Origin of the sequence: Rhizobium sp. ZW T2_16 (genome assembly GCF_044987325.1) — a bacterium.
Lineage (GTDB): Bacteria > Pseudomonadota > Alphaproteobacteria > Rhizobiales > Rhizobiaceae > Neorhizobium > Neorhizobium cellulosilyticum.
The window spans coordinates 998,286-1,019,811 of sequence record NZ_JBJDRG010000001.1 but is presented as its reverse complement, the minus strand read 5'-3'; the positions used below and the strand labels follow the sequence as shown (position 1 = coordinate 1,019,811).

The 21,526-nt window shown below is 58.9% G+C and carries 18 protein-coding genes; 11 read left to right on the top strand and 7 right to left on the bottom strand.

The features are described 5' to 3' along the window. Positions 1-146 precede the first annotated feature (146 nt). The 4 genes from ACI3K0_RS04965 (at position 147) to ACI3K0_RS04950 (ending at position 5,007) form a co-directional block, all read left to right on the top strand. Positions 147-2,468 (top strand): GGDEF domain-containing phosphodiesterase, encoded by a 2,322-nt coding sequence (locus ACI3K0_RS04965; protein WP_148143381.1) that lies wholly within the window; start codon positions 147-149, stop codon positions 2,466-2,468. A 172-nt stretch (positions 2,469-2,640) separates the two neighbouring features. Next, entirely contained in the window at positions 2,641-3,399 is a 759-nt protein-coding gene (locus ACI3K0_RS04960) for an N-acyl amino acid synthase FeeM domain-containing protein (protein ID WP_148143383.1), read from the top strand. A 159-nt stretch (positions 3,400-3,558) separates the two neighbouring features. Next, the gene (locus tag ACI3K0_RS04955) at positions 3,559-3,783 is read left to right on the top strand and encodes an aa3-type cytochrome c oxidase subunit IV (protein ID WP_404945026.1); all 225 of its coding nucleotides are present in this window, start codon (positions 3,559-3,561) and stop codon (positions 3,781-3,783) included. Positions 3,784-3,984: 201 nt separating this feature from the next. Then, positions 3,985-5,007, top strand: coding sequence for an LLM class flavin-dependent oxidoreductase (locus tag ACI3K0_RS04950; RefSeq protein ID WP_404945025.1), 1,023 nt, complete (start codon positions 3,985-3,987; stop codon positions 5,005-5,007). A gap of 93 nt (positions 5,008-5,100) precedes the next feature. Here the strand turns inward: ACI3K0_RS04950 and ACI3K0_RS04945 are convergent, their stop codons facing one another. Both ACI3K0_RS04945 and rpsU read right to left on the bottom strand, forming a co-directional pair. Continuing rightward, positions 5,101-5,937, bottom strand: a complete 837-nt coding sequence (locus ACI3K0_RS04945) for a tetratricopeptide repeat protein (RefSeq protein ID WP_404945119.1) — start codon at positions 5,935-5,937, stop codon at positions 5,101-5,103. Positions 5,938-6,115: 178 nt separating this feature from the next. Then, positions 6,116-6,346, bottom strand: coding sequence for a 30S ribosomal protein S21 (gene rpsU / locus ACI3K0_RS04940; RefSeq protein ID WP_112457677.1), 231 nt, complete (start codon positions 6,344-6,346; stop codon positions 6,116-6,118). Positions 6,347-6,723: 377 nt separating this feature from the next. Here rpsU and ACI3K0_RS04935 point away from each other — a divergent pair, with 377 nt between their 5' ends. The 7 genes from ACI3K0_RS04935 to ACI3K0_RS04905 all read left to right on the top strand — a co-directional run bounded on the left by ACI3K0_RS04935 (position 6,724) and on the right by ACI3K0_RS04905 (position 14,363). Further along, entirely contained in the window at positions 6,724-7,452 is a 729-nt protein-coding gene (locus ACI3K0_RS04935; protein WP_404945024.1) for a hypothetical protein, read from the top strand. Between the two features lie 158 nt (positions 7,453-7,610). Further along, positions 7,611-8,864: a sarcosine oxidase subunit beta family protein gene (locus ACI3K0_RS04930; RefSeq protein ID WP_404945023.1), complete on the top strand. Its 1,254-nt coding sequence runs from the start codon at positions 7,611-7,613 to the stop codon at positions 8,862-8,864. Positions 8,865-8,881: 17 nt separating this feature from the next. Then, entirely contained in the window at positions 8,882-9,238 is a 357-nt protein-coding gene (locus ACI3K0_RS04925; RefSeq protein ID WP_183990610.1) for a sarcosine oxidase subunit delta, read from the top strand. Beyond that, the gene (locus ACI3K0_RS04920) at positions 9,235-12,210 is read left to right on the top strand and encodes a sarcosine oxidase subunit alpha (protein WP_404945022.1); all 2,976 of its coding nucleotides are present in this window, start codon (positions 9,235-9,237) and stop codon (positions 12,208-12,210) included. The genes ACI3K0_RS04925 and ACI3K0_RS04920 overlap by 4 nt, the downstream gene beginning before the upstream one ends. After that, a complete protein-coding gene (locus ACI3K0_RS04915; protein WP_404945021.1) occupies positions 12,203-12,775 on the top strand; it encodes a sarcosine oxidase subunit gamma in 573 nt (190 codons plus the stop codon). Before ACI3K0_RS04920 ends, ACI3K0_RS04915 begins: the two co-directional genes overlap by 8 nt. 83 nt (positions 12,776-12,858) lie before the next feature. Continuing rightward, entirely contained in the window at positions 12,859-13,164 is a 306-nt protein-coding gene (locus ACI3K0_RS04910; RefSeq protein WP_183821063.1) for a hypothetical protein, read from the top strand. Positions 13,165-13,235: 71 nt separating this feature from the next. After that, positions 13,236-14,363 (top strand): zinc-dependent alcohol dehydrogenase family protein, encoded by a 1,128-nt coding sequence (locus ACI3K0_RS04905; RefSeq protein ID WP_404945020.1) that lies wholly within the window; start codon positions 13,236-13,238, stop codon positions 14,361-14,363. Between the two features lie 98 nt (positions 14,364-14,461). Here ACI3K0_RS04905 and ACI3K0_RS04900 read toward each other — a convergent pair whose 3' ends face one another. The 5 genes from ACI3K0_RS04900 to glgC form a co-directional block, all read right to left on the bottom strand. Next, positions 14,462-14,947: a MaoC family dehydratase gene (locus tag ACI3K0_RS04900; RefSeq protein ID WP_404945019.1), complete on the bottom strand. Its 486-nt coding sequence runs from the start codon at positions 14,945-14,947 to the stop codon at positions 14,462-14,464. A 51-nt stretch (positions 14,948-14,998) separates the two neighbouring features. Continuing rightward, on the bottom strand, positions 14,999-16,948 hold the full coding sequence (glgX, locus tag ACI3K0_RS04895; protein ID WP_404945018.1) for a glycogen debranching protein GlgX: 1,950 nt from the start codon (positions 16,946-16,948) through the stop codon (positions 14,999-15,001). A 220-nt stretch (positions 16,949-17,168) separates the two neighbouring features. Then, the gene (locus tag ACI3K0_RS04890; protein ID WP_404945017.1) at positions 17,169-18,797 is read right to left on the bottom strand and encodes an alpha-D-glucose phosphate-specific phosphoglucomutase; all 1,629 of its coding nucleotides are present in this window, start codon (positions 18,795-18,797) and stop codon (positions 17,169-17,171) included. A 2-nt stretch (positions 18,798-18,799) separates the two neighbouring features. After that, positions 18,800-20,257, bottom strand: a complete 1,458-nt coding sequence (gene glgA, locus ACI3K0_RS04885; protein WP_404945016.1) for a glycogen synthase GlgA — start codon at positions 20,255-20,257, stop codon at positions 18,800-18,802. Next, complete coding sequence (glgC, locus tag ACI3K0_RS04880; protein ID WP_404945015.1) at positions 20,257-21,522, bottom strand: glucose-1-phosphate adenylyltransferase; 1,266 nt, start codon at positions 21,520-21,522, stop codon at positions 20,257-20,259. Before glgC ends, glgA begins: the two co-directional genes overlap by 1 nt. Positions 21,523-21,526 lie beyond the last annotated feature (4 nt).

Below are 21,526 nucleotides of genomic sequence, written 5' to 3'. Positions count from 1 at the left end.
TGGCGCTCTTGCTTTACGTTTCGTTGAACACGTTTGGATGTTCACCCCCCAAAGTCGAAGGGGTTAAACTGAGCAACAATCAAATCTTAAAAGATTTTCTTCAGTGTCGCGCGAAAGCCAAGGGAATGAGACCCGGTGGAGACCCGATGAAGGATTTGGAAGCGAAGACGCTACCGACAGAGCTGTATCTGCCGTTCGTCGAATCGCTATTCAAGAACCGTGGAACATTATGGACTGGAATGGTTGTCCATATCCTGTCCTGCGCGATCATTTTTGCTACGACCGGTTCCCGATTCTATCTCCTCATGATCGCGGTGTTCATCACCGTATTCGGCTATCGCATCTACTGGTTCCGCCGGTTCAGCCTGATCGACCACAGCCAGCTTTCCAAGAGCGAAATCGAAGCGTGGGAATCTCGCTATGTTCACGGCGCGGCTGCCACCGCATTCGTGCTCGGCATTGGTAGTGCCTATGCGGTGCTTGTGCTCAAGGATATGCTGGCGGCATTCATGTGCATCGCCGTCACGATGGCCTCGATGGTCTCCATCGTTGGCCGAAATTACGGTTCCGCCCGTGCGGTCGCGCTCCAGACAATCGGCTGCTGCCTGCCTCTGGTGCTTGCATGCCTGTTGACGGGAGACATCTATCTCGCCCTGATCTCGCTTTTCCTGATCCCGTTCGGGTTGACGACGCAATCCATGGCGAAGGGCGTGCGGGAATTCCTCTACGAAAATGTGCTGGCCTCGCGGGAAATGACGCGGATCGCCGACCAGCTCGATATAGCACTCACTACAATGACCCACGCCTTGATCATGCTCGATGCAGATGGCCGTGTGCAGGTAATCAATCGTCGTGCCTGCGAGCTTCTTGATCTGCCGGACGCGGACGAGCTGAAGGGGGCCGCATTCATCACCGTCTTGAGACGGAGCGGCCAGTCGCTTTCGGATGATATCCTGAAAAAGATAGGACAGCTGTCTGCGGGGCAGGCGGGCAAGACGCTCCTGTGTTTAAAGGAAACCGTCTATCTCGAATTCTCGCTCAGCCACCGCACCGACGGTGGCGTCGTCATGTTGTTCGAAGATGTCAGCGCGCGCGTGGCAGCCGAAGAAAAGATCCTGCATCTGGTGCGCTACGATACGCTGACGGGATTGCCGACGCGCGGCTACTTCGCCGAGCTTGCGGCGCGGCATCTCAGAGAGGCCAATACCGACCTCTTTGCTGCCTTTGTCATCTTTGACGTCGACGGGTTCAAGCATGTCAACGATATGCAAGGCCATGTTGTCGGCGATCGACTTCTTGCCGCGATATCCGACCGGCTTGTGCATGAAGCGGGCGAGGAGATCATCGTCGGCCGGTTGGTCGGCGACGAATTCGTAATTTTTGCCACCGGAAGGGATCGCGCTGCTCTGGAAGTTCGTATCAACGGCATCCAGACCGAAATTCAGGGAAGCTATCGTGTCGACAGGCTCGACCTGCCGGTATTCGTAAATGCCGGCGGAGTGATTCTCGAAGGTCAGGACTTCGACATGGAAGCCTGGCAGATCAAGGCGGATCTGGCTCTCAACGACGCAAAGTCGGTTGGCAACGGAACGTTGACGATGTTCCGGCCGGAAATGGACGCCCGTTATGTGGCGGAACAGCGGCTGAAGGCCGATTTGCGTCTGGCTATAGAGCAGGGAGACCTGACCGTCGTTTACCAGCCGATGTATCGTCCGGACGGCTCTGAGATGGAATGCTGCGAGGCATTGGTTCGCTGGTCGCATCCGGAGCGCGGCTTTATCGGTCCCAACATTTTCATTCCGATGGCCGAGAGCATGGGGCTGATTTCCGAGATCACCAGGTTCGTCCTCGAACGTGCCTGTGCGGATTGTGTTTCTTGGCAGAACGGGATCTCTGTTTCGGTCAACCTCTCCATCCACGATCTCCGTGGTGGTCAGATCGTGCCGCTGGTGGCAGACATACTGGCACGTTCCAAGCTCGATCCGACGCGCCTGCACCTGGAAGTCACCGAAAGCTGCTTTATGGACGAACCCGTGGTTGTCAGCACGACCCTCGGCAGGTTGCGCGCAAGCGGCGTGACGATCGCTATCGATGATTTCGGCACGGGGTTCTCAAGCCTCAGCTATCTCGATTCCCTGCCCATCGATATCGTCAAGATCGATCGTGCCTTCGTGCGAGATATCGGCACCGAGTCGCGTCGCCTGAAGCTCCTCAGCGGTATCGTGCATCTGTCGCGCGAACTCGATCTCAGGATCGTTGTCGAAGGCGTGGAGACGTTCGAGCAGCTTGAACTGGTCAAGAAGCACCGGTTTGCAGATCTCATTCAGGGTTACATTTTCTCCCCGCCCATCCCTGCAAATGCGATTGCGGAACTCAGCCAGAAGACCGCTTCTGCCCGCAAGCTTGCCAGCCGACAAAATCGCCGCGACAAGGGCGCAGAACCGCGCGCTTTCGGTACCGCGGGCTGATCAATCCTCTCATCTCATCGCAAATGAACCGACTAATGTAGGCTGTTCTGAAATGCTACGGTTAACCTGTTGTTAACCATAAGTTTTAAAAGACTGTTAATCATGATCTTCGTCATTGCGATCACGCCCCGTTTCAGGGTTAATCAATCGTTAATAGCGATGGGTAGCCCAAATGTCAGTGGTTCAGAGTTTTTCAGACAAAGCATTTTCCGAAAAACTGCTCTCGGCACTCGACCATATCGAGTATCGACGCATTGAGGGACACGAGGATTTCGAGGATGTGGCGCGCTTGCGCTACAAGGCCTACAAGGCCCAGAACGTGTTGCCTGTCGGGGCGAGCCATCTCCTGGATGAAATCGATTTCGTCCCGCATGCCTATGTCTTCGGTATCTATTACTACGAAGAGCTGATCTCGACGGTACGGGTACATCACGTCACGTCGGAGCATCGGACCTGCCAGTCGGTCGGCGTCTTTCCCGATGCGGTGAACAATCTGCTTGATGCAGGGCTGACATTCATCGATCCGGCCCGTTTTGCCGTCGATCCGGATATTGTCGGTGAATTGCCGGCCATTCCCTACATCACGCTTCGCCCGTCTATCATGGCGGCCATTCACTTCGATGCCGACCGGGTTCTGCAGCACATCCGGCCGCCGCATGCAGCCTTCTACCGGCGGGTCTTCCTCGCAGACACGATCGTGCCGCCGACGATTGCTCCCATATATGGGTTCGAGCTGACGCTACTGGCATCCAGGGTTCGCGAAGTGCGTCCGCAGCTGATGCGCCGCTTCCCGCTTTTCCAATCGGAAGCCTATGAGCGGCGCCTGATGTTTGCCGAGCGGCCGATGGTTCTGTCGCCACCGCTAACGGTGCTGCCAACAGCGCGGTTTGCCAGCAGGCCGACTTCGCCGGAAATGGCATTTCTTCGCTGATTTCGCTTGGGCAGCGCCTCCGCTAACTGATCTCGCAAGCCATTGCACTCGACGGTTGTTCGTGTATTCCTGATATAGCCCGATACTTAAGCGGGCCGCAGGGAGAGTTGGGCTATCAGATCAACGGTAGCCGGATATGCGGACACCAGGGAGAGGCTCATGGACGATCATCACAATGGACCAGTAGAGATTGGCGCGCCGATGGATCACATGGCGCATGAGCAAACTTACGAGTCATTTCTGGCGGCTGCCAAGTGGGGGGCGATGACCATTGCCGCCTTGCTGATTGCCATGGCTGGTGGCTTCTTTGGTGGCCTTGGGCTGATCGGCGGTTTGGTCCTGTTCATCATTCTCAACATTATCGGCGTTTTTCTGCTGCGATAGAGGCTTGCTGGCCCCGTTGATCCAGCCGGCATGCGGGTCGTCCTGATATTGGAAGAGGCGTCGGGCGATGGCTTCGTCTCGTCGTTCAATATCAATGAACAATCCGTTTCGGCCAAGCCGGCACTCGCGGACTAACAGAAGTTACTCCGGCATGCCATGTAAGCGTCAATATCATTTCACACGCTTATGCCGGAGTGCCTCATGAAGAAGATCGGATTTCTCTCTTTCGGCCATTGGACGCCGTCACCCCAGTCGCAGACCCGCTCGGCTGGCGATACGCTTCTGCAGTCGATTGACCTTGCCGTTGCTGCTGAAGAGCTGGGTGCCGACGGCGCCTATTTCCGCGTTCACCATTTCGCCCGGCAGCTTGCTTCGCCTTTTCCGCTGCTTGCGGCCGTTGGTGCCAGGACCAGCAAAATCGAGATCGGTACTGGCGTTATCGACATGCGCTACGAGAACCCGCTTTACATGGCGGAAGATGCCGGCGCCGCCGATCTCATTTCGAAGGGTCGTTTGCAGCTGGGTATCAGCCGCGGTTCGCCTGAGCAGGTCATCGATGGATGGCGCTATTTCGGTTATGAACCGGAAGAGGGAAAGACGGACGCGGATATGGGGCGCCGCCATGCCGAAGTCTTCCTTGACGTATTGAGAGGACAAGGTTTTGCCAAGCCCAATCCGCGTCCGATGTTCCCCAATCCTCCGGGCATGCTTCGGCTTGAACCGCATTCGGAAGGTCTGCGTGAGCGTATCTGGTGGGGTGCCGGTTCGAATGCGACCGCCATATGGGCCGCGCAGAAGGGGATGAACCTGCAGAGCTCGACCTTAAAGGATGACGAGACCGGCGAGGCGTTCCACATCCAGCAGGCCAAGCAGATTCGCGCCTATCGTGAGGCATGGAAGGAGGCCGGCCATGACCGTGAGCCCCGTGTTTCGGTCAGCCGCAGTATCTTTGCTCTGGTTGATGATCGCGACCGGGCCTATTTCGGTCGCGGTGGCAAGGAAGAGGATTCCATCGGCTTCATCGACGAGAAGACGCGGGCGATCTTCGGTAAGTCCTATGCTGCAGAGCCGGATCTCTTGATCGAGGAACTGCGCAAGGACGAGGCAATTGCCGAGGCTGATACGCTGCTGTTGACCGTGCCAAACCAATTGGGTGTCGAATACAACGCCCATGTGATCGAGGCCATCCTGAAGCATGTTGCCCCGGCTCTCGGCTGGCGCTGAAGCTCATTCGATCAGTCCAGAATTAACAATGCCGCTCGAAAGCTTCGGGCGGCATTATTGTTTTAGGGTCTCAAAGATTAGACGTCCTGCATGTCAGGCGCCGCCGCCGCTACGGGTGCGCGCTGCGCCATCGACGGCTGGCTTGTAGTTCGGGTCGAGCCGGACGGCGTGCGAATAGGACTTGTAAGCGCGAGCGCGGTCACCGCGGCGCTCGTAAACCAGTGCCTGGTTGGCCCAGGATTCGGCGATCTTGTCGTTTAGTTCGATCGCACGGTTGAAGTCGGCGAAGGCATTGTCGTCGTCGTTCAGAGCGACATAGGAAATGCCGCGGCCGTTATAGGGTTCCGGCGCGCTTGACGACAGCGAAATGGCTTTGGAGAAATCCTCGATCGCCTGGGCATGCTGACCGCGGACCTGATAGATCAGGCCGCGATTGTGATAGGCACGACCATCGGTCGTATCCAGCTGAATCGCTTTGTTGAAGTCGTTGAACGCTTCGTCGTTGCGGCCGGCCTGGCGATAGATATTGCCACGGCCGATATAGGCGACGTCATAATTCGGGTTGATCTGCAGCGCGCGGTTATAATCGTTGGCCGCATCGACCGGCTTGCCCATGTTGCGATAGACGAGCCCCCGGTTGGCATAGGCCTGATAGAACTGCGGATTGAGTTGGATGGCGCGGTTGAAATCGTCCACTGCGCGCTTGAATTCGCCGGCGCGACCATAAGCGGAGCCGCGGCTGTTGTAACCTTCCGGGTCGGATGGGTTCGACTGGATGACCGATGAAAGCGAGGCGATGTTTTCCTGCGAGCCTTGCGCGCGATCGACGCGAATAACGTCAGTTGTCGTTGGCCCCGTAGCGCATCCCGCCAAGCTCGCCATACCGACGAGCACGCCTGTAATCAGGGTGCGAGAGCGTAGTGTGGTCATGAGCGGCAGGGTGGAAGATTCGATTCCATCGGTAGCAACGGAAGTCTTGGCGGCCATCAGGCGCAGGTCCTTGTATCGGCAGGTTTGAGTCTCAATCGACCCGGTGCAATGAAAAAAGCGGCGGCGCCTAAGTCGCCCCCGCTCCATAATCACATAAAAGCGTCGAAAAGACGGCCGATTAACGAGCCGGACGCGGCGTGGACGGCAGCAGGCCTTCGCGCTGCATGCGCTTGCGAGCCAGCTTGCGAACGCGACGAACAGCTTCAGCCTTTTCGCGAGCGCGCTTTTCAGACGGCTTTTCGTAGTAATCGCGCATTTTCATTTCGCGGAAAACACCTTCGCGCTGCAGCTTCTTCTTGAGAGCGCGGAGAGCCTGATCAACGTTGTTGTCGCGGACAAGTACCTGCACGTGAAATCCCGTTCCTTTGGTTTGTTGTTCGCCTCAGTCACTGTCTGATTTCAAGGCGAAAAAATAGTGATGCCCGGCGAAAGGCCGTGCGATTGGTGAAGGCAGATAACAGATGAGTCTGCGGAAGTCCATATATGCCGACGCCGTTAATGTGAAAAATGGATGCAAGCTTCTCCGGATGCTTCAAAGCGCCTCTTCGGTCACGAGGCGCGCCCACCGTCTCAGTGTATCTATTTTGATGTGTTTATAAAATAGAAAACCATAGGTTGCGTTTCCGTTTTTGCTGATGCAGACTTCGCTTGCGTCAGGGCGCGCAGCAATTCGCATGTCATTTCATCATGAAGGGGAGGCTGGCTCGGCCAGCCCAGGGGCGAAGCATGTTCAGAAACATCATATGTGCGGGGTTGTTTGTCGGTCTTGCCGGTTGTTCGCCGAATATGGCGGTCAAGCCGGTTCAATTCGGGGAAACCAAGGGTGTGGTCAGCGGGGCAAACTTGAGGCTGGTCACGGAGAGACGGCGATCAGCCTATCCGAGCGTGGTATGCAGCGAGCCTAGTCCGGACTATGCCGTAGCATTCGGATCCAACCGGACGCTTAAGGTCACGCCGCCGGCGGGGTCGTCACGTTCTACTGTAGAGACCGGATCCGAGACTTCCGAATTTGTCCTTGAAGGGGAGGGGCGCGCTGAGGCGGTACTTGCGCTGAGGGACGGCCTCTACACTGCATGCCAGAGCTATGCCAACGGCATTATCGGGAAGGATGCCTATGCCATCATCCTCAGTCAGTATGGTAATCTGCTCCTTGGTCTTGTGGGCAAGGCTGGGGCCGGCGCGGTGCCTGCCTCCGGCCCCAATGCGGCGATGTCTGCCATGACTGTTGCGTGCATCAGCGGTCACGATGGATCGCGGCCGGGCTCAACCTCCAATTCGCTGCTTACGCATCAATTCTGCTCCAAGGTATTGCGGGCCGCGCTCGCGCGGTCGGGTCCCTCTGCCGGCGTCACCGTCAACCCGACGAAAAAAGATGATCCGGTCAAAGCCAAGCCCGGCGGGAAAAGTCCCGATAAAGGGGCGGATGGCGAGAAAAAGGCTGAAGCTGCGAGATAACCCTTATCCTTGCGCGGCATTTTCCGTTGTGTCGAAACAATCCTCCGATGCGTCGCAATATGGCCATTGCGGCGCATATTGATTTGCGATGGGTATCATCCTACCCAAGTCTCTGATGGTCGGATGACCAACGGAACCGAGCAAGGAAGAGGGGCGCGATGCGCAAATATTCGGTTTTCGCCATAGCCCGCGAGGCAATGCGTGCCCACAAGGGCTGGGAAGCGCAGTGGACGTCTCCAGAACCCCGTTCGAGCTATGATGTGATCATCGTCGGTGCTGGTGGCCATGGTCTGGGAGCCGCTTATTATCTTGCCAAGGAGCACGGCATCACCAATATCGCGGTGATCGAAAAGGGCTGGCTCGGCGGCGGCAATACCGGCCGCAACACGACAATCATCCGCTCCAATTATCTCTATGAAGAGAGCATGGACATCTACGAGCATTCCCTGAAACTTTGGGAAGGCCTGAGCCAGGATCTCAATTACAACGTCATGTATTCGCCGCGCGGCGTGATGATGCTGTCACACAACATCCATGACCAGCAGTCGTTCAAGCGGCATATCAATGCCAATCGTCTTTACGGTATCGACAACGAGTGGATGACGCCGGAACAGGCAAAGGCTTTCGTGCCGGTTCTCGATATTTCCAAGACCGCGCGTTATCCGATCAACGGTGCGGCGCTGCAGCGCCGCGGCGGCACGGCCCGGCATGATGCGGTTGCCTGGGGGTTTGCGCGCGCTGCAGCGGATCGCGGTGTTCACATCATCCAGAATTGCGAGGTCACGGGCATTCCTCGCGGGCCAGGCGGTGAGGTTCAGGGTGTCGAGACATCCAAGGGCTTTATCGGAGCGAAGAAAATCGGCGTATCGGCCGCCGGCCACTCGTCTGTCGTGATGGAGATGGCGGGCGTGCGCGTACCGCTTGCTTCCAATCCGCTGCAGGCTTTGGTGTCCGAGCCGATGAAGCCGATCTTTCCGTGCGTGGTCATGTCCAATACCGTGCATGCGTACATTTCGCAGTCCGACAAGGGCGAACTGGTGATCGGTGCCGGTACAGACCAGTACAATTCCTATAGCCAGACCGGCGGGCTGCAGATCATCACGCATACGCTGGATGCCATCTGCGAGCTCTTCCCGATGTTTCGCCGGGTGAAGATGATGCGTCAGTGGGGCGGGATTACCGACAACACGCCGGATCGCTCGCCGATCCAGGGTGTGACGCCGGTTTCGGGCCTGTTCGTCAATTGCGGTTGGGGTACCGGCGGTTTCAAGGCAACGCCGGGCTCGGCCAATCTCTTCGCTCATCTGATTGCCAAGGGCGAGCCGCACAAGCTGGCCGCTGGCCTGACGCTTGACCGGTTCCGCACCGGCCGCCTGATCGACGAAGCGGCAGCTGCCGCCGTGGCTCATTGATTGATAGGGGATAGACGATGCTTTTGATCCACTGCCCCTATTGCGAGGAAGATCGCTCGGAGTTGGAGTTTCGCTGGGCCGGCGAGGCGCATGTCGTGCGGCCGGAAAATATCGCGGCGATTTCGGACGAGGAGTTCGCCGAATTCTTCTTCCTGCGCAACAACGAAAAAGGCCTCACTTATGAACGGTGGCGGCATATCCACGGCTGCGGCCGTTTCTTTAACGCGGCGCGCGATACGGTGAGCGACAGGTTTTTGATGACATACAAGGCTGGCTTGCCGAAGCAGCCGGTGCCGGTGGCTGAGAAATTCGCCGCAATCGCCGAGGAAAAGTCCGTGGAAACCTGGGAACAGACGGAAGGAGACGCGAGATGAGCGCTTCCTCCAATTCCGGCGCATTCCGCATCAAGGGTGCGGGCCGCCTGACGCCTGCCCGCACGGCCCGCTTCACCTTCGATGGCAAGAGCTATACGGCGCTCGAGGGCGACACGGTTGCCGCGGCACTTCTGGCGCATGGCGTGCATCTGCTCGGTCGTTCGTTCAAATATCACCGCCCGCGCGGCATCCTGACTGCTGGCCCGGAAGAGCCGAATGCGCTTCTCGACGTCTCGCGTGATGCGGCCCGCCGTCAGCCTAATGTGCGTGCCACGGTGCAGGAAGTGTTCGACGGTGCGAAGATTGCTTCGCAAAACCGCTGGCCATCGCTGAAATACGATATCGGCGCCGCCAATGATGTGCTTTCGCCGTTCTTTGCCGCCGGCTTCTACTACAAGACCTTCATGTGGCCGAAGGAGGCCTGGCACAAGATCTACGAACCGATCATCCGTCGCTCGGCGGGGCTCGGCGTTTCGCCGACGGAGGACGATCCGGATCATTATGCCAGCCGTTATGTGCATTGTGATGTCCTGATCGCCGGTGCTGGTGTGGCGGGCTTGACGGCGGCACTGTCTGCTGCTGCGACGGGTAAAAAGATCATTCTCGTCGATGAGCAGCCGGAAGTCGGCGGGGCGCTGCATTACGACGCTTCGACGACGATCGACGGGCAGAACGGTTATGATTGGGCGCAGGCGACGGCTGCCAAGCTGAAGGCCATGCCGAATGTCACGGTGCTGACCCGCACGACCGTGTTCGGTTATTACAATCACGGTTTTCTTGGTCTCGTCGAACGGGTCACAGACCATGTCGCCAAGCCAACCAAGGATGCGCCGCGCGAACGCTTGTGGCAGGTGCGGACGAAAAAGGTGATCCTCGCGACCGGCTCGATCGAGCGGCACATGGTGTTCGCCAACAATGACCGGCCGGGCATCATGCTGGCATCTGCGGCGCGCAGTTTTCTCAACCATCACGGCGTGACGGTTGGCCATAATGTCGGCGTCTACACCGCTCATGATTCCGCCTATGAAGCGGCCTTCGACCTGAAGCGTGCCGGGGTTTCCATCGCCGCGATCGTCGATAGCCGCGACAAGCCAGGCGAGGCGGTGCTGGCTGAAGCCCGCAAGCTCGGTATTGATGTTCTGTCGGGCTATGCTGTCGTCGACACGTCGGGTCGTCTGCGGATCAATTCGATGACGGTTGCCCGCAACGGCAATTTCGATCGCCGCAAGATCAAGGTGGATGCGCTGATTGTCTCCGCAGGCTGGACGCCGTCCGTGCACCTGTTCTCGCAGTCGCGCGGGAAGCTGAAATTCGACGAGGCTAATCAGCGTTTCGTGCCGGATGTTTACGCGCAGAATTCAGTGTCGGCAGGTGGCTGCAACGGTACGGATAATCTCGCCGAGCTGATCGACGAAGCAATCACGGCAGGCGGTGGCAGGATAGCGCTTTCCGGCGAGAACCGGTTTGAATGGACAGGCGGCATGATCGGTGCGGCTGAAGGAGCCGGCCCGGACCATGCCGTAAAGGCATTCGTTGACTTCCAGCATGACGTGACAGCCAAGGACATTCGTCTTGCCGTCCGCGAAGGCATGCATTCGATCGAGCATATCAAGCGCTTCACCACCAATGGCATGGCCTCAGATCAGGGCAAGCTGTCCAACATGCATGGTCTGGCAATCGCTTCGGAGATGCTCGGCAGACCGATCCCGCAGGTGGGTCTCACCACATTCCGCGCGCCCTATACGCCGGTGACCTATGGCACGCTGATCAACCATTCGCGCGGCGAGTTGTTCGATCCGGCGCGAAAGACGCCGATGCATGCGTTCGAAGAGGCGGAAGGTGCCGAGTTCGAGGATGTCGGCAACTGGAAACGCGCCTGGTATTTCCCCAAGCGCGGCGAGGATATGCACACGGCCGTTAGCCGCGAATGCAAGACGGTGCGCGATGTCGCCGGCATTTTCGATGCCTCGACGCTCGGCAAGATCGAAGTGGTCGGGCCGGATGCGGCAGCGTTTCTCAATCTGCTTTATACAAACGCCTGGGATACGCTGAAGCCGGGAAAATGCCGTTACGGCATCATGACCCGCGAGGACGGCTTCATCTATGACGACGGCGTCGTCGGGCGTCTGGCGGAAGACCGTTTTCATGTGACGACCACGACCGGCGGTGCGCCGCGGGTGCTGAACCACATGGAAGACTATCTGCAGACGGAATTCCCGCATCTGAAGGTGTGGCTGACCTCGACGACCGAACAATGGGCGGTGATCGCGGTGCAGGGGCCGAAGGCGCGAGAGATCATCGAGCCTTTCGTCAAGGGGCAGGATCTTTCCAACGAGGCCTTCTCGCATATGAGCGTTGCCGAGTGCACGGTCATGGGCGTTCCGGCGCGGCTGTTCCGCGTATCGTTCACCGGCGAGGTGGGTTACGAAATCAACGTGCCTGCCGATTACGGCGCAGCAGTGTGGAAGGCGATATGGGAACGGGCGCAAAGCATGGGTGCCTGCCTCTACGGCACCGAGACCATGCATATTCTGCGCGCCGAGAAGGGCTATCTCATCGTCGGGCAGGATACGGACGGAACGGTGACGCCGGATGACGCGGGTTATGGCTGGGCCGTCTCCAAGAAGAAGACGGACTTTGTCGGTATCCGTGGCCTGAAGCGTCCCGACCTCGTGCGCGAAGGCCGCAAGCAACTCGTCGGGATTCTGACCAAGGACCCGAAGGAAGTGCTGGAGGAGGGCGGGCAGATCGTTGCCGATCCGAACCAGCCGAAACCGATGACTATGCTCGGTCACGTCACCTCGTCCTACTGGTCGGAAAATCTCGGCCGCTCGATCGCGATCGCGCTGGTTGCCGGGGGACGGTCGAGGATGGGCGAGACGCTTTATGTGCCGATGGCCGACAAGACGATTGCCGTCGAAGTGACTGACATGGTGTTCTTCGACAAGGAAGGAGGCCGGATCAATGGCTGAGCTTGATTCCAATATCGCAACCCGCAGCCTTCCACTTTCCGGTGTTCACGGCGGTTCTGCCGCTGTGCGGCTGGAGCCGGCGCAACCTGCCGAGCGGATCAATCTGCGTGTAGGCGCCGAGGATGTGTCTGCATTGTCTGCAGCACTTGGCCTCGACCTGCCGGTGAAGCCGAAGACGTCCTCCTCTGCTAACGGGCGCACCGCGCTATGGATCGGGCCGGATGAGTGGCTGGTGTTTGCAGACGGCGGCGGTAGCATCGGAAGCAGCCTCACACAGGCTGCCGCGAGTTCGGGCGTGTTGCATTCGGCGACCGATATCTCGCATCGAAACACAGCTATCCTTGTGTCTGGTCCGGGGGCTGCCGCTACGCTCAACGCCGGTTGCGCGCTGGATCTCTCGCTCGATGCTTTCCCGATCGGCGCCTGCTCGCGCACGCTGTTCGGCAAGGTGGAAATCGTGCTGCTCAGGACCGCGGAGAATACGTTCCAGGTAGAAGTCTGGCGGTCGTTCTCCGATTACGCTTTTGCTCTTCTGGCTGAAGGCGCGAGAGACGCCGCGCTCTGAATATCCGGTCTTCGACCATAGCCTAACTTGATCTTGGCTTATCGATATCGCACCCTCCCGGGTCAAAACGGGAGGGTTTTTCTATGCCGGAGACTCAATGGATCGTGCTTGGGCTGGCGGCGGCGATTGCCGGCGGTGCCATTGCTGCCAAACTGGCGGGTGTCGAACTCTGGAAGGGGCTGCTTGTCGGTGGGGCCGCAGCATTGGCCGCGCTTCTGGCGTCTTTCGCGCCGGGCATCGATCGTGATCTCTCCATGCCGATTGCGGCGCTGATTGCGTCCGGCATTGCCGGTACGACCGTAGGGCTCAGTGCTTCGCGAACCGCTCCAATCCTGATCGGTGCTGCCGTTCCGCCACTTCTCGGCATGATGATGCTGGATCTGAGTTGACAGGTGTATTGCTATTGCAGCCGCTGCCATCTGGCGGCTAGTCTCTTCAGGCAAAACTCTGGGAGGAGTTCGTGAAGATACGTGCAGCCGTCCTGCGGCAATCGCCTGTCATACCGCCTTTTGCAATAAGCAGGCCGCTTTCCATAGAAGAACTTGATCTCGATCCGCCTGGGCGTGAAGAGGTGCTGGTGCGCATCGGTGCGGCGGGGCTTTGCCATTCCGACCTTTCCGTCATCAATGGTGACCGCCCGCGGCCCATGCCGATGGTGCTTGGCCATGAGGCATCCGGTGTCGTCGAAGCCGTCGGTCCGGGCGTACATGATCTGGTGCCGGGCGATCATGTGGTGATGAGTTTCGTACCGATTTGCGGCCATTGCCTTGCCTGCGCCGAGGGCCGTCCGGCACTTTGTGTGCCGGGGGCCGAGGCGAATGGCAGGGGCGTGCTGCTATCGGGAGAGCGGCGGCTGATTTGCGATGAGGTTCCTGTCAATCACCACCTCGGCGTATCCGGTTTTGCCACGCATGCGGTTATCTCCCGTCACTCGGCAATAAAGATCGATCGTGATTTGCCCCTGGCGGAAGCTGCATTGTTCGGTTGTGCGGTGCTGACGGGAGTGGGGGCGGTCGTCAATACCTGCAAGATACAGGCAGGTCAGAGCGTTGCCGTGGTCGGTCTCGGCGGCGTCGGACTCGCTGCCGTGCTCGGCGCGCTTGCGAGTGGCGCGGAGCGGGTGATTGCCGTTGATCTTGCTGCGGAAAAACTGGAGGTCGCCCTTAAACTCGGTGCTACGGATGTTTTTCTGGCGGGCGATGTGGATGTAATCGAAAAGATTCGCGAGGCAACCGGCGGCGGCGTCGATCATGCGCTTGAGATGGCAGGCTCGACCCGGGCCTTCGATCTCGCATATCGCATTACGCGCCGGGGAGGGACGACAGCCACAGCCGGTCTTGCCAATCCTGTCAGTCAGTTCGCCATTCCGGCGGTCAGTCTTGTGGCCGAAGAACGGCGAGTGCTTGGTAGCTATCTTGGTGGATGCGTGCCCGCCCGGGATATACCCCGCTTTATTGCCCTTTACCGACGTGGAAAGCTGCCGGTGGACAGGTTGCTGTCATCAACCGGGCCGCTGGAGAAGATCAATGAGGCTTTCGACCTACTGCATGAAGGCAAGGTCATCCGCCACGTCATTACCTTTGATTAGAGCAATTCCAGCAAAAGTGGGAACCGGTTTTGTGTCCGGAATTGCGTCAAAACAAAGAGATAGAGCCGTTTCGCGTTTCGAAGAAAGGCGGAAAGGCTCTAGACGCCTTCCGGCCTATCCTTAGGGTCGAACTGCACGATGGTGATCCAGGTGGCGGTCAGTGCTGGTTTCTTCTCGTTTTCGATCTCGATCGAAACTTCATAGGTGGTCATCAGCAAGCCGCCGCCCCGGAAACGGCAGTCGGACAGGGTAAAGTGGCCACGCACACGTGCGCCGCATTTGACCGGCGACATGAAGCGGACACGATCGAAGCCGTAATTTATGCCCATGGTCTGCTCGCGGATCTTTGGCACGGTGCCGAAGTTCATCGCGGAAAGAAGGGACAGCGTGAGAAAGCCGTGTGCGATCGTGCCGCCAAACGGACTCTCGGCCGCCGCCCGCTCTGGGTCCACATGAATAAACTGGTGATCGAGCGTCGCATCGGCGAACTGGTTGATCATCGTCTGATCGACGGTGATCCAGTCCGAAACGCCGAGTTCCTGGCCCACAAGTCCTGGCACGTCGGCCAGCGAAATCTCACGCATGCAACACACCGCTTTGTCGTCGTTTTAAGCTATTGCCCGTGGGCCGCAACATTACCCTTTCAGGCAGAAGCTGACGGAGCGGGAAGGAAGGAGGTTCGTCCAAGGCTTATCCGAAAGCAGATCCTGCCAGCCGCTGCCGGGCAGAATAAACTCAACATCTTCATGGCCCCGGTTGAAGAGGATTGCAAGACGAGTCGAGCTGTCCGATGAGCGATCGTCTGTCGCAACGATCATGCCTATCAGCCGGTTCTCGGCATTTTCCCAATCGGATACCTGCATGGGAAGGCCAGAGGGGGCCAACCATTCAATATCGCCGTTTCCGGCGAAGAAATCCGTTTCGGAAAACACCGAGAATCGCCTGCGGATACCGGCAAGCCATGTCGTATGCCGCACCAGTTCTGTATCCGGCTCCTGCCAGTCCATCCATGTAATCTCGTTATCCTGGCAATAGGCATTATTGTTGCCGCGCTGCGACCGACCGGTTTCGTCGCCCATGGTGAGCATGATGGTGCCGCGACTGGCAAACAGCGTGGACAGAAGTGCGCGGACATCACGACGACGGCGTTCCTGTACTGCAGGATCAGCGGTCAGGCCTTCCGCTCCGTTGTTCCAGGAGTAGTTTTCGTTATGGCCGTCGCGGCTATCCTCGCCATTGGCATCGTTGTGCTTGTGGTCGTGGGAGACGAGGTCGAACAGGGTGAACCCATCATGGGCTGCGAGGAAATTGACACTGCGTGTGCGGCCAGATTTTTCAAAGATGTCCGATGATCCGGCAAGGCGGGTGGCGAGCGCACCTGTCATCCATTGGTCGCCGCGCCAGTAGCGGCGCATGTCGTCGCGGGCGCAGTCGTTCCATTCGATGAAGGGCGCGGGGAAATTGCCGAGCTGGTAGCCGCCGGGGCCTATATCCCAGGGTTCGGCGATCACTATACGATCCTTCAGCAGATCATCGGACAACAGTGCCGTCAGCGTTTCCCCATTCGGATCGAAACCCTCTGCCGTGCGACCCATAACCGGCGCGAGGTCGAAGCGAAAGCCATCGACGCCGGCATGCCGAACGAAATGACGCAATGTGTCGACGATCAACTGTCGGACGACCGGATGATCCGCGGCGACCGTGTTGCCGGTGCCGGCGTCGTTGACCAGCTCGCCCGGATCATTCGGCAGATGGCGGTAATAGGCCAAATTGTCGAGACCGCGCATAGAAAGCGTTGCGCCGTATCGGTCGCTTTCGCCTGTGTGGTTGAATACGAGATCGAGGATCACGCCAATGCCGGCTGCGTGCAGTTTCGTGACGGTTTCACGCAACTCCACCATGCCACCGGGGCAGAGGCGTGGATCGAGCGCCATGAAGGCGACCGGATTGTAACCCCAGCCATTGGTGAGGCCGAGAGGTGGAAGATGGCGCTCATCGATCCATGCGGTGATCGGCATGAGTTCGATCGCATCGACACCGATCTGTTTCAAGTGTGCGATAATACTGGGATGGGCGAGGGCTGCGACCGTGCCGCGGATCTCTTCCGGAATATCGGGATGCAGGATGGTGAAGGGTTTTACCGCGATCTCGTAAACGAAGCCGCCGGGGGGCAGGAGCGGAGCCGAGATTTCGGCTTCGAGGTTTTGCGTGACGATAGCTCGAGGCACAAGGTTCGTGGTGTCGATCTCATAGGTCGCAAGGTCGTGATCTGTCTGGAAAGGGCGATCGAGTTCTTTGGCATAAGGATCGACGAGCAGTTTTGCCGGATCGAACCATAGTCCTTTATCCGGATCATAGGGGCCGTAGGCGCGGTAGCCGTAACGCTGGCCGTGTTCAACGCCTTCGATCGAGACGCGGTGGACATCGTCGGTGCCGCGGAGCATGTCGTGACGAACCGTCTCATCACCGCTCTCATCATCGAACAGACAGAGTTGGATTTTTTCAGCGGACGAGGACCAAACGGCGAAATCCACGCCGGTCGAGGTGAGGGTTGCGCCGAGTTTCGGTGTCACTGTTGGGGGCATGTGACACCCCCCTCTGCCCTGCCGGGCATCTCCCCCATAAGGGGGGAGATCAGCTGGAGGCGCGATCCCTGTGTTGCTTTAACAAAGAATGCTGCAATTGATGCTTTGGAGATGGTCGAGGCGTTGCCACGAGTAATCTCCCCCCTCGTGGGGGAGATGCCCGGCAGGGCAGAGGGGGGTAAATTCATCTGCGATCTCCGGGCTTATATGGTCAGGCGGCTTACGTGATCACCGTTGGTGCATCGCGGCCGGAGCGCTTCTTCAGGTCGGAGATCTCGTCGGCGACGGCGATCAGGTCGGCGAGCGCTTCCTGGGTGTCGATGCCGTGTTTGGCCGGATCGGGCTCATAACGTTCGACATAGACGCGGATCGTTGCGCCCGAAGTGCCGGTGCCCGAGAGACGGAAAACGACACGACTACCACCTTCGAAGAGGACGCGGATGCCCTGGTTCTTCGAAACGGAACCGTCGATCGGATCGTGATAGGCAAAGTCATCCGCAGCGGCCACCTTCAGCGCACCGAAGCTCTGGCCCGGCAGGTCGCCAAGCTTTTCGCGCAGCGCGGTCATCATGCCGTTCGCCGCATCCGAATCCACTTCCTCGTAGTCGTGGCGGGAGTAGTAATTACGGCCGTATTCGGCCCAGTGGCTCTTGACGATCTCGGCGACACTTTCGTTGCGGCCGGCCATGATGTTCAGCCAGAAGAGCACGGCCCAGAGGCCGTCTTTTTCACGTACATGGTCGGAGCCGGTGCCGAAGCTCTCCTCGCCGCAGACGGTCGCCTTGCCGGCGTCGAGCAGGTTACCGAAGAATTTCCAGCCTGTCGGGGTCTCGTACATGCCGATGCCGAGCTTTTCGGCCACGCGGTCGGCGGCAGCACTGGTCGGCATGGAGCGGGCGATGCCGGCGATACCTTTCGCATAGCCCGGTGCGAGTGTTGCGTTCGCGGCGATGATTGCGAGGCTGTCCGACGGGGTGACGAACATGCCCTTGCCGACGATCATGTTGCGGTCGCCATCGCCATCGGAGGCGGCGCCGAAATGCGGGCCGTCCTTGCTCATCACATCGTCATAAAGTTCCTTGGCATGGACGAGGTTCGGGTCCGGGTGATGACCGCCGAAATCCGGCAGAGGGGTTGCGTTGCGGACCGAGCCTTCCGGTGCGCCGAGGCGGTTTTCGAGGATCTCCGTGGCGTAGGGGCCGGTGACGGCGCCCATGCTGTCGATGACCACACGTACGCCGCTGGCAATCAGCGCGCGGATGGCGCCGAAGTCGAAGAGCTGTTCCATCAGTTCGGCATAGTCGGCGACCGGATCGATGACCTCGACCGCCATGCCGGCCACTTTGAAGGTGCCGGTCTTGTCGAGGTCGAGATCCGCCGTGTCGGCGATCTTGTAAGTGTCGATTACCTTGGAGCGGGCGTAGATGGCGTCGGTGATCTTTTCCGGTGCCGGGCCGCCATTGCCGATATTGTATTTGATGCCGAAATCTTCGGTCGGGCCGCCGGGATTATGGCTGGCGGAAAGAACGATACCGCCGAAGGCGTGATACTTGCGGATGATATTGGATGCGGCGGGGGTCGACAGGATCCCGCCCTGGCCGACCATGACCTTGCCGAAGCCGGCAGCCGCGGCCATCTTGATCGCCTTCTGGATGACTTCGCGGTTATAATAACGTCCGTCGCCGCCGATCACCAGCGTCTTGCCGTCAAAGCCTTCCAGGCTGTCGAAAATGGATTGGATGAAATTTTCCGCATAGTTCGGCTGGGCGAAGACCGGAACCTTCTTGCGCAGGCCGGACGTGCCAGGCTTCTGGTCCTGGTAGGGGGTGGTCGCGACGGTCTTGATCATTCTCAAATACCTTTTCTTTCAAGGATCTCGGAAAAGAGCGCGGCGTAAAGGCCTGCGCTGCGGTTCCACGAAACATCCGATTTCATGCCCTGCTTCTGGATCACAGTCCATACCTTCTCGTCCTTATAAAGGCGGATGGCGCGACGGATCGCACGGGCAAGATTGTCGGTGGTGATCGGGCCGAAGGATACGCCGGTCGCGGCATTTGCCGCGAGACCTGCATGGCTCGCATCGATTACCGTGTCGTTGAGGCCGCCGACGCGGGCGACGATCGGCACGCAGCCGTAACGCAGGCCATAAAGCTGGGTGAGGCCACATGGTTCGAAGCGGGACGGGATGATGATCGCATCACAGCCCGCCTGCATCAGGTGGGAAAGCGGCTCATCATAGGCGGCAATCACGCCGATCCGGCCGGGATGGCGCAGTGCGGCGGCGTGAAAGGCATCTTCGAGCGTCTTGTCGCCGGAACCGAGGACTGCCAGCGTGGCGCCGTGAGAAACGAGATCGTCCAGCGCTTCGGCAAGAAGATCCATGCCTTTCTGTTCGGTCAATCGCGAAACGACACAGAAAAGCGGGGCATCGTCGATATCCAGGGCAAACCGTTCGGCAACAAGCCGCTTGTTTTGCGCCCGTTCCTTCAGCGTCGATGCGGAATAGGTGCTATCGAGAAGCGCGTCGGTTTCCGGATTCCAGACCTCGGTATCTATGCCGTTGACAATGCCGGTCAGATCCTCGGAGCGATGATGCAGCAGACCTTCGAGACCCATGCCGTATTCGGGTGTCAATATTTCTTCCGCATAGGAGGGGCTTACCGTGGAGATTTCCCAGCTTGCCTGCAGGCCGGCTTTCAGAAAACCGACCTTGCCGTAATATTCGATACCGTCGATCGAAAAGGCGTGTGGTGGCAGTTCCAGTGCAGGAAAAATCTCGGCGTCGAACACGCCCTGGAAAGCGATGTTATGGATGGTGATGACGCTCGGAACTTCCGGTTCTTCGGCGTAGCGCATATAGGCGGGCAGCATGGCCGCTTGCCAGTCGTGCACATGCACGAGATCGGGCCGCCAGCCGCCAGGATCGCTGGTCAGTCCATGTTGGGCGATGATCGCACCGGCCTTGGACAGGGCCGCAAAACGGCGCCAGTTGTCTTCATAGTCCTTGCCGGTTGCGTCGAGATATGGGCCGCCCTGGCGGTCGAACAGTTCAGGGCAGTCGAGGATCAGCAGGTCGAGGCCCTTGTGGTTTATTTCGAGGATGCGGGCCTCCGCGCCGAGCAGATCCGGAAAGGTGCGACGTAGAACGGCGTCCTGAGCGATCCGCATGACGGCCGGGTATCCGGGCATCAGCGTCTTGACCGTAATCCCCCGCTTGCCCAGCGCAATGGGAAGCGCGCCGGCCACATCGGCCAGCCCACCCGTCTTCACCAGAGGATAGACTTCTGAAGCGACCGAGAGGACCTGCATCACAGATCCAACTTGTCGATCATTTTCTGGGTAATAAGGCAGATACCGCTTTCTGTGCGGCGGAAGCGTTTCGCGTCGAGTTCGGGATCCTCGCCGACGATCAGCCCTTCAGGGATGGTTACACCGTGATCGATGACGACATCGCGGAGCTGGGCGCGCCGCCCGATCCTGACATTCGGCAGCACGACCGCGCCTTCGAGCTTCGAATAGGAATTGGCGCGAACGCCGGTGAAGAGCAGGCTCTTGTTCAGCGATGAGCCGGAAATGATGCAGTCGCCGGAAATGACCGAGGACGTTGCCGAACCGCGACGATTTTCGTCGTCATGGACGAATTTTGCCGGTGCGGTGAGTTCCGCGTAGGTCCAGATCGGCCAAGACTTGTCGTAAAGGTCAAGGCCGGGAACGATTTCGGTCAGGTCGATATTGGCCTGCCAATAGGCATCGATCGTGCCGGCATCCCGCCAATAGGGTTCGCGCTCGTAGTCGGAGCGGACGCAGCTGTCGGCAAAACGGTGAGCGACGGCCTTACCGTGTTCGACGATATAGGGAATGATGTCCTTGCCGAAGTCACGGCTGGAGCCGGGGACTTCTGCATCACGCTTCAGGGCGTCGATCAGAAACTTGGTGTGGAAAACGTAGATGCCCATCGAAGCGAGCGCGAAATCCGGCTTGCCGGGAATTCCCGGCGGATCGGCCGGCTTCTCGACGAAATCGATGATCTCGTCCTTCTCGTTGACATGCATGACACCGAAGCCGGTTGCTTCCATGCGCGGCACTTCCAGGCAGCCGACGGTGACGTCGGCGCCGGAATTGACGTGCTGCTGCAGCATCAATTCGTAGTCCATCTTGTAGACATGGTCGCCGGCGAGGATGACCATATATTCGGTCGCATAACCCTCGATTATATCGATGTTCTGGTAGACCGCGTCGGCCGTGCCTTCATACCATTGCGTTTCCGAAACGCGCTGGGAGGCGGGCAGGATGTCGAAGCTCTCGTTGCGCTCGGGGCGGAAGAAGTTCCAGCCGCGCTGCATGTGGCGGATCAGCGAGTGGGCCTTGTACTGGGTGGCGACGCCGATGCGGCGGATGCCGGAATTCAGCGCGTTGGAGAGAGCGAAATCGATGATGCGGGCCTTGCCGCCGAAATAGACGGCGGGCTTGGCGCGCCGATCTGTCAGTTCCTTGAGGCGGCTGCCACGTCCGCCGGCCAGAACATAGGCCATGGCGTCGCGAGACAGAGGCTGGACACGTTGCTTGTCGTTCATTGTT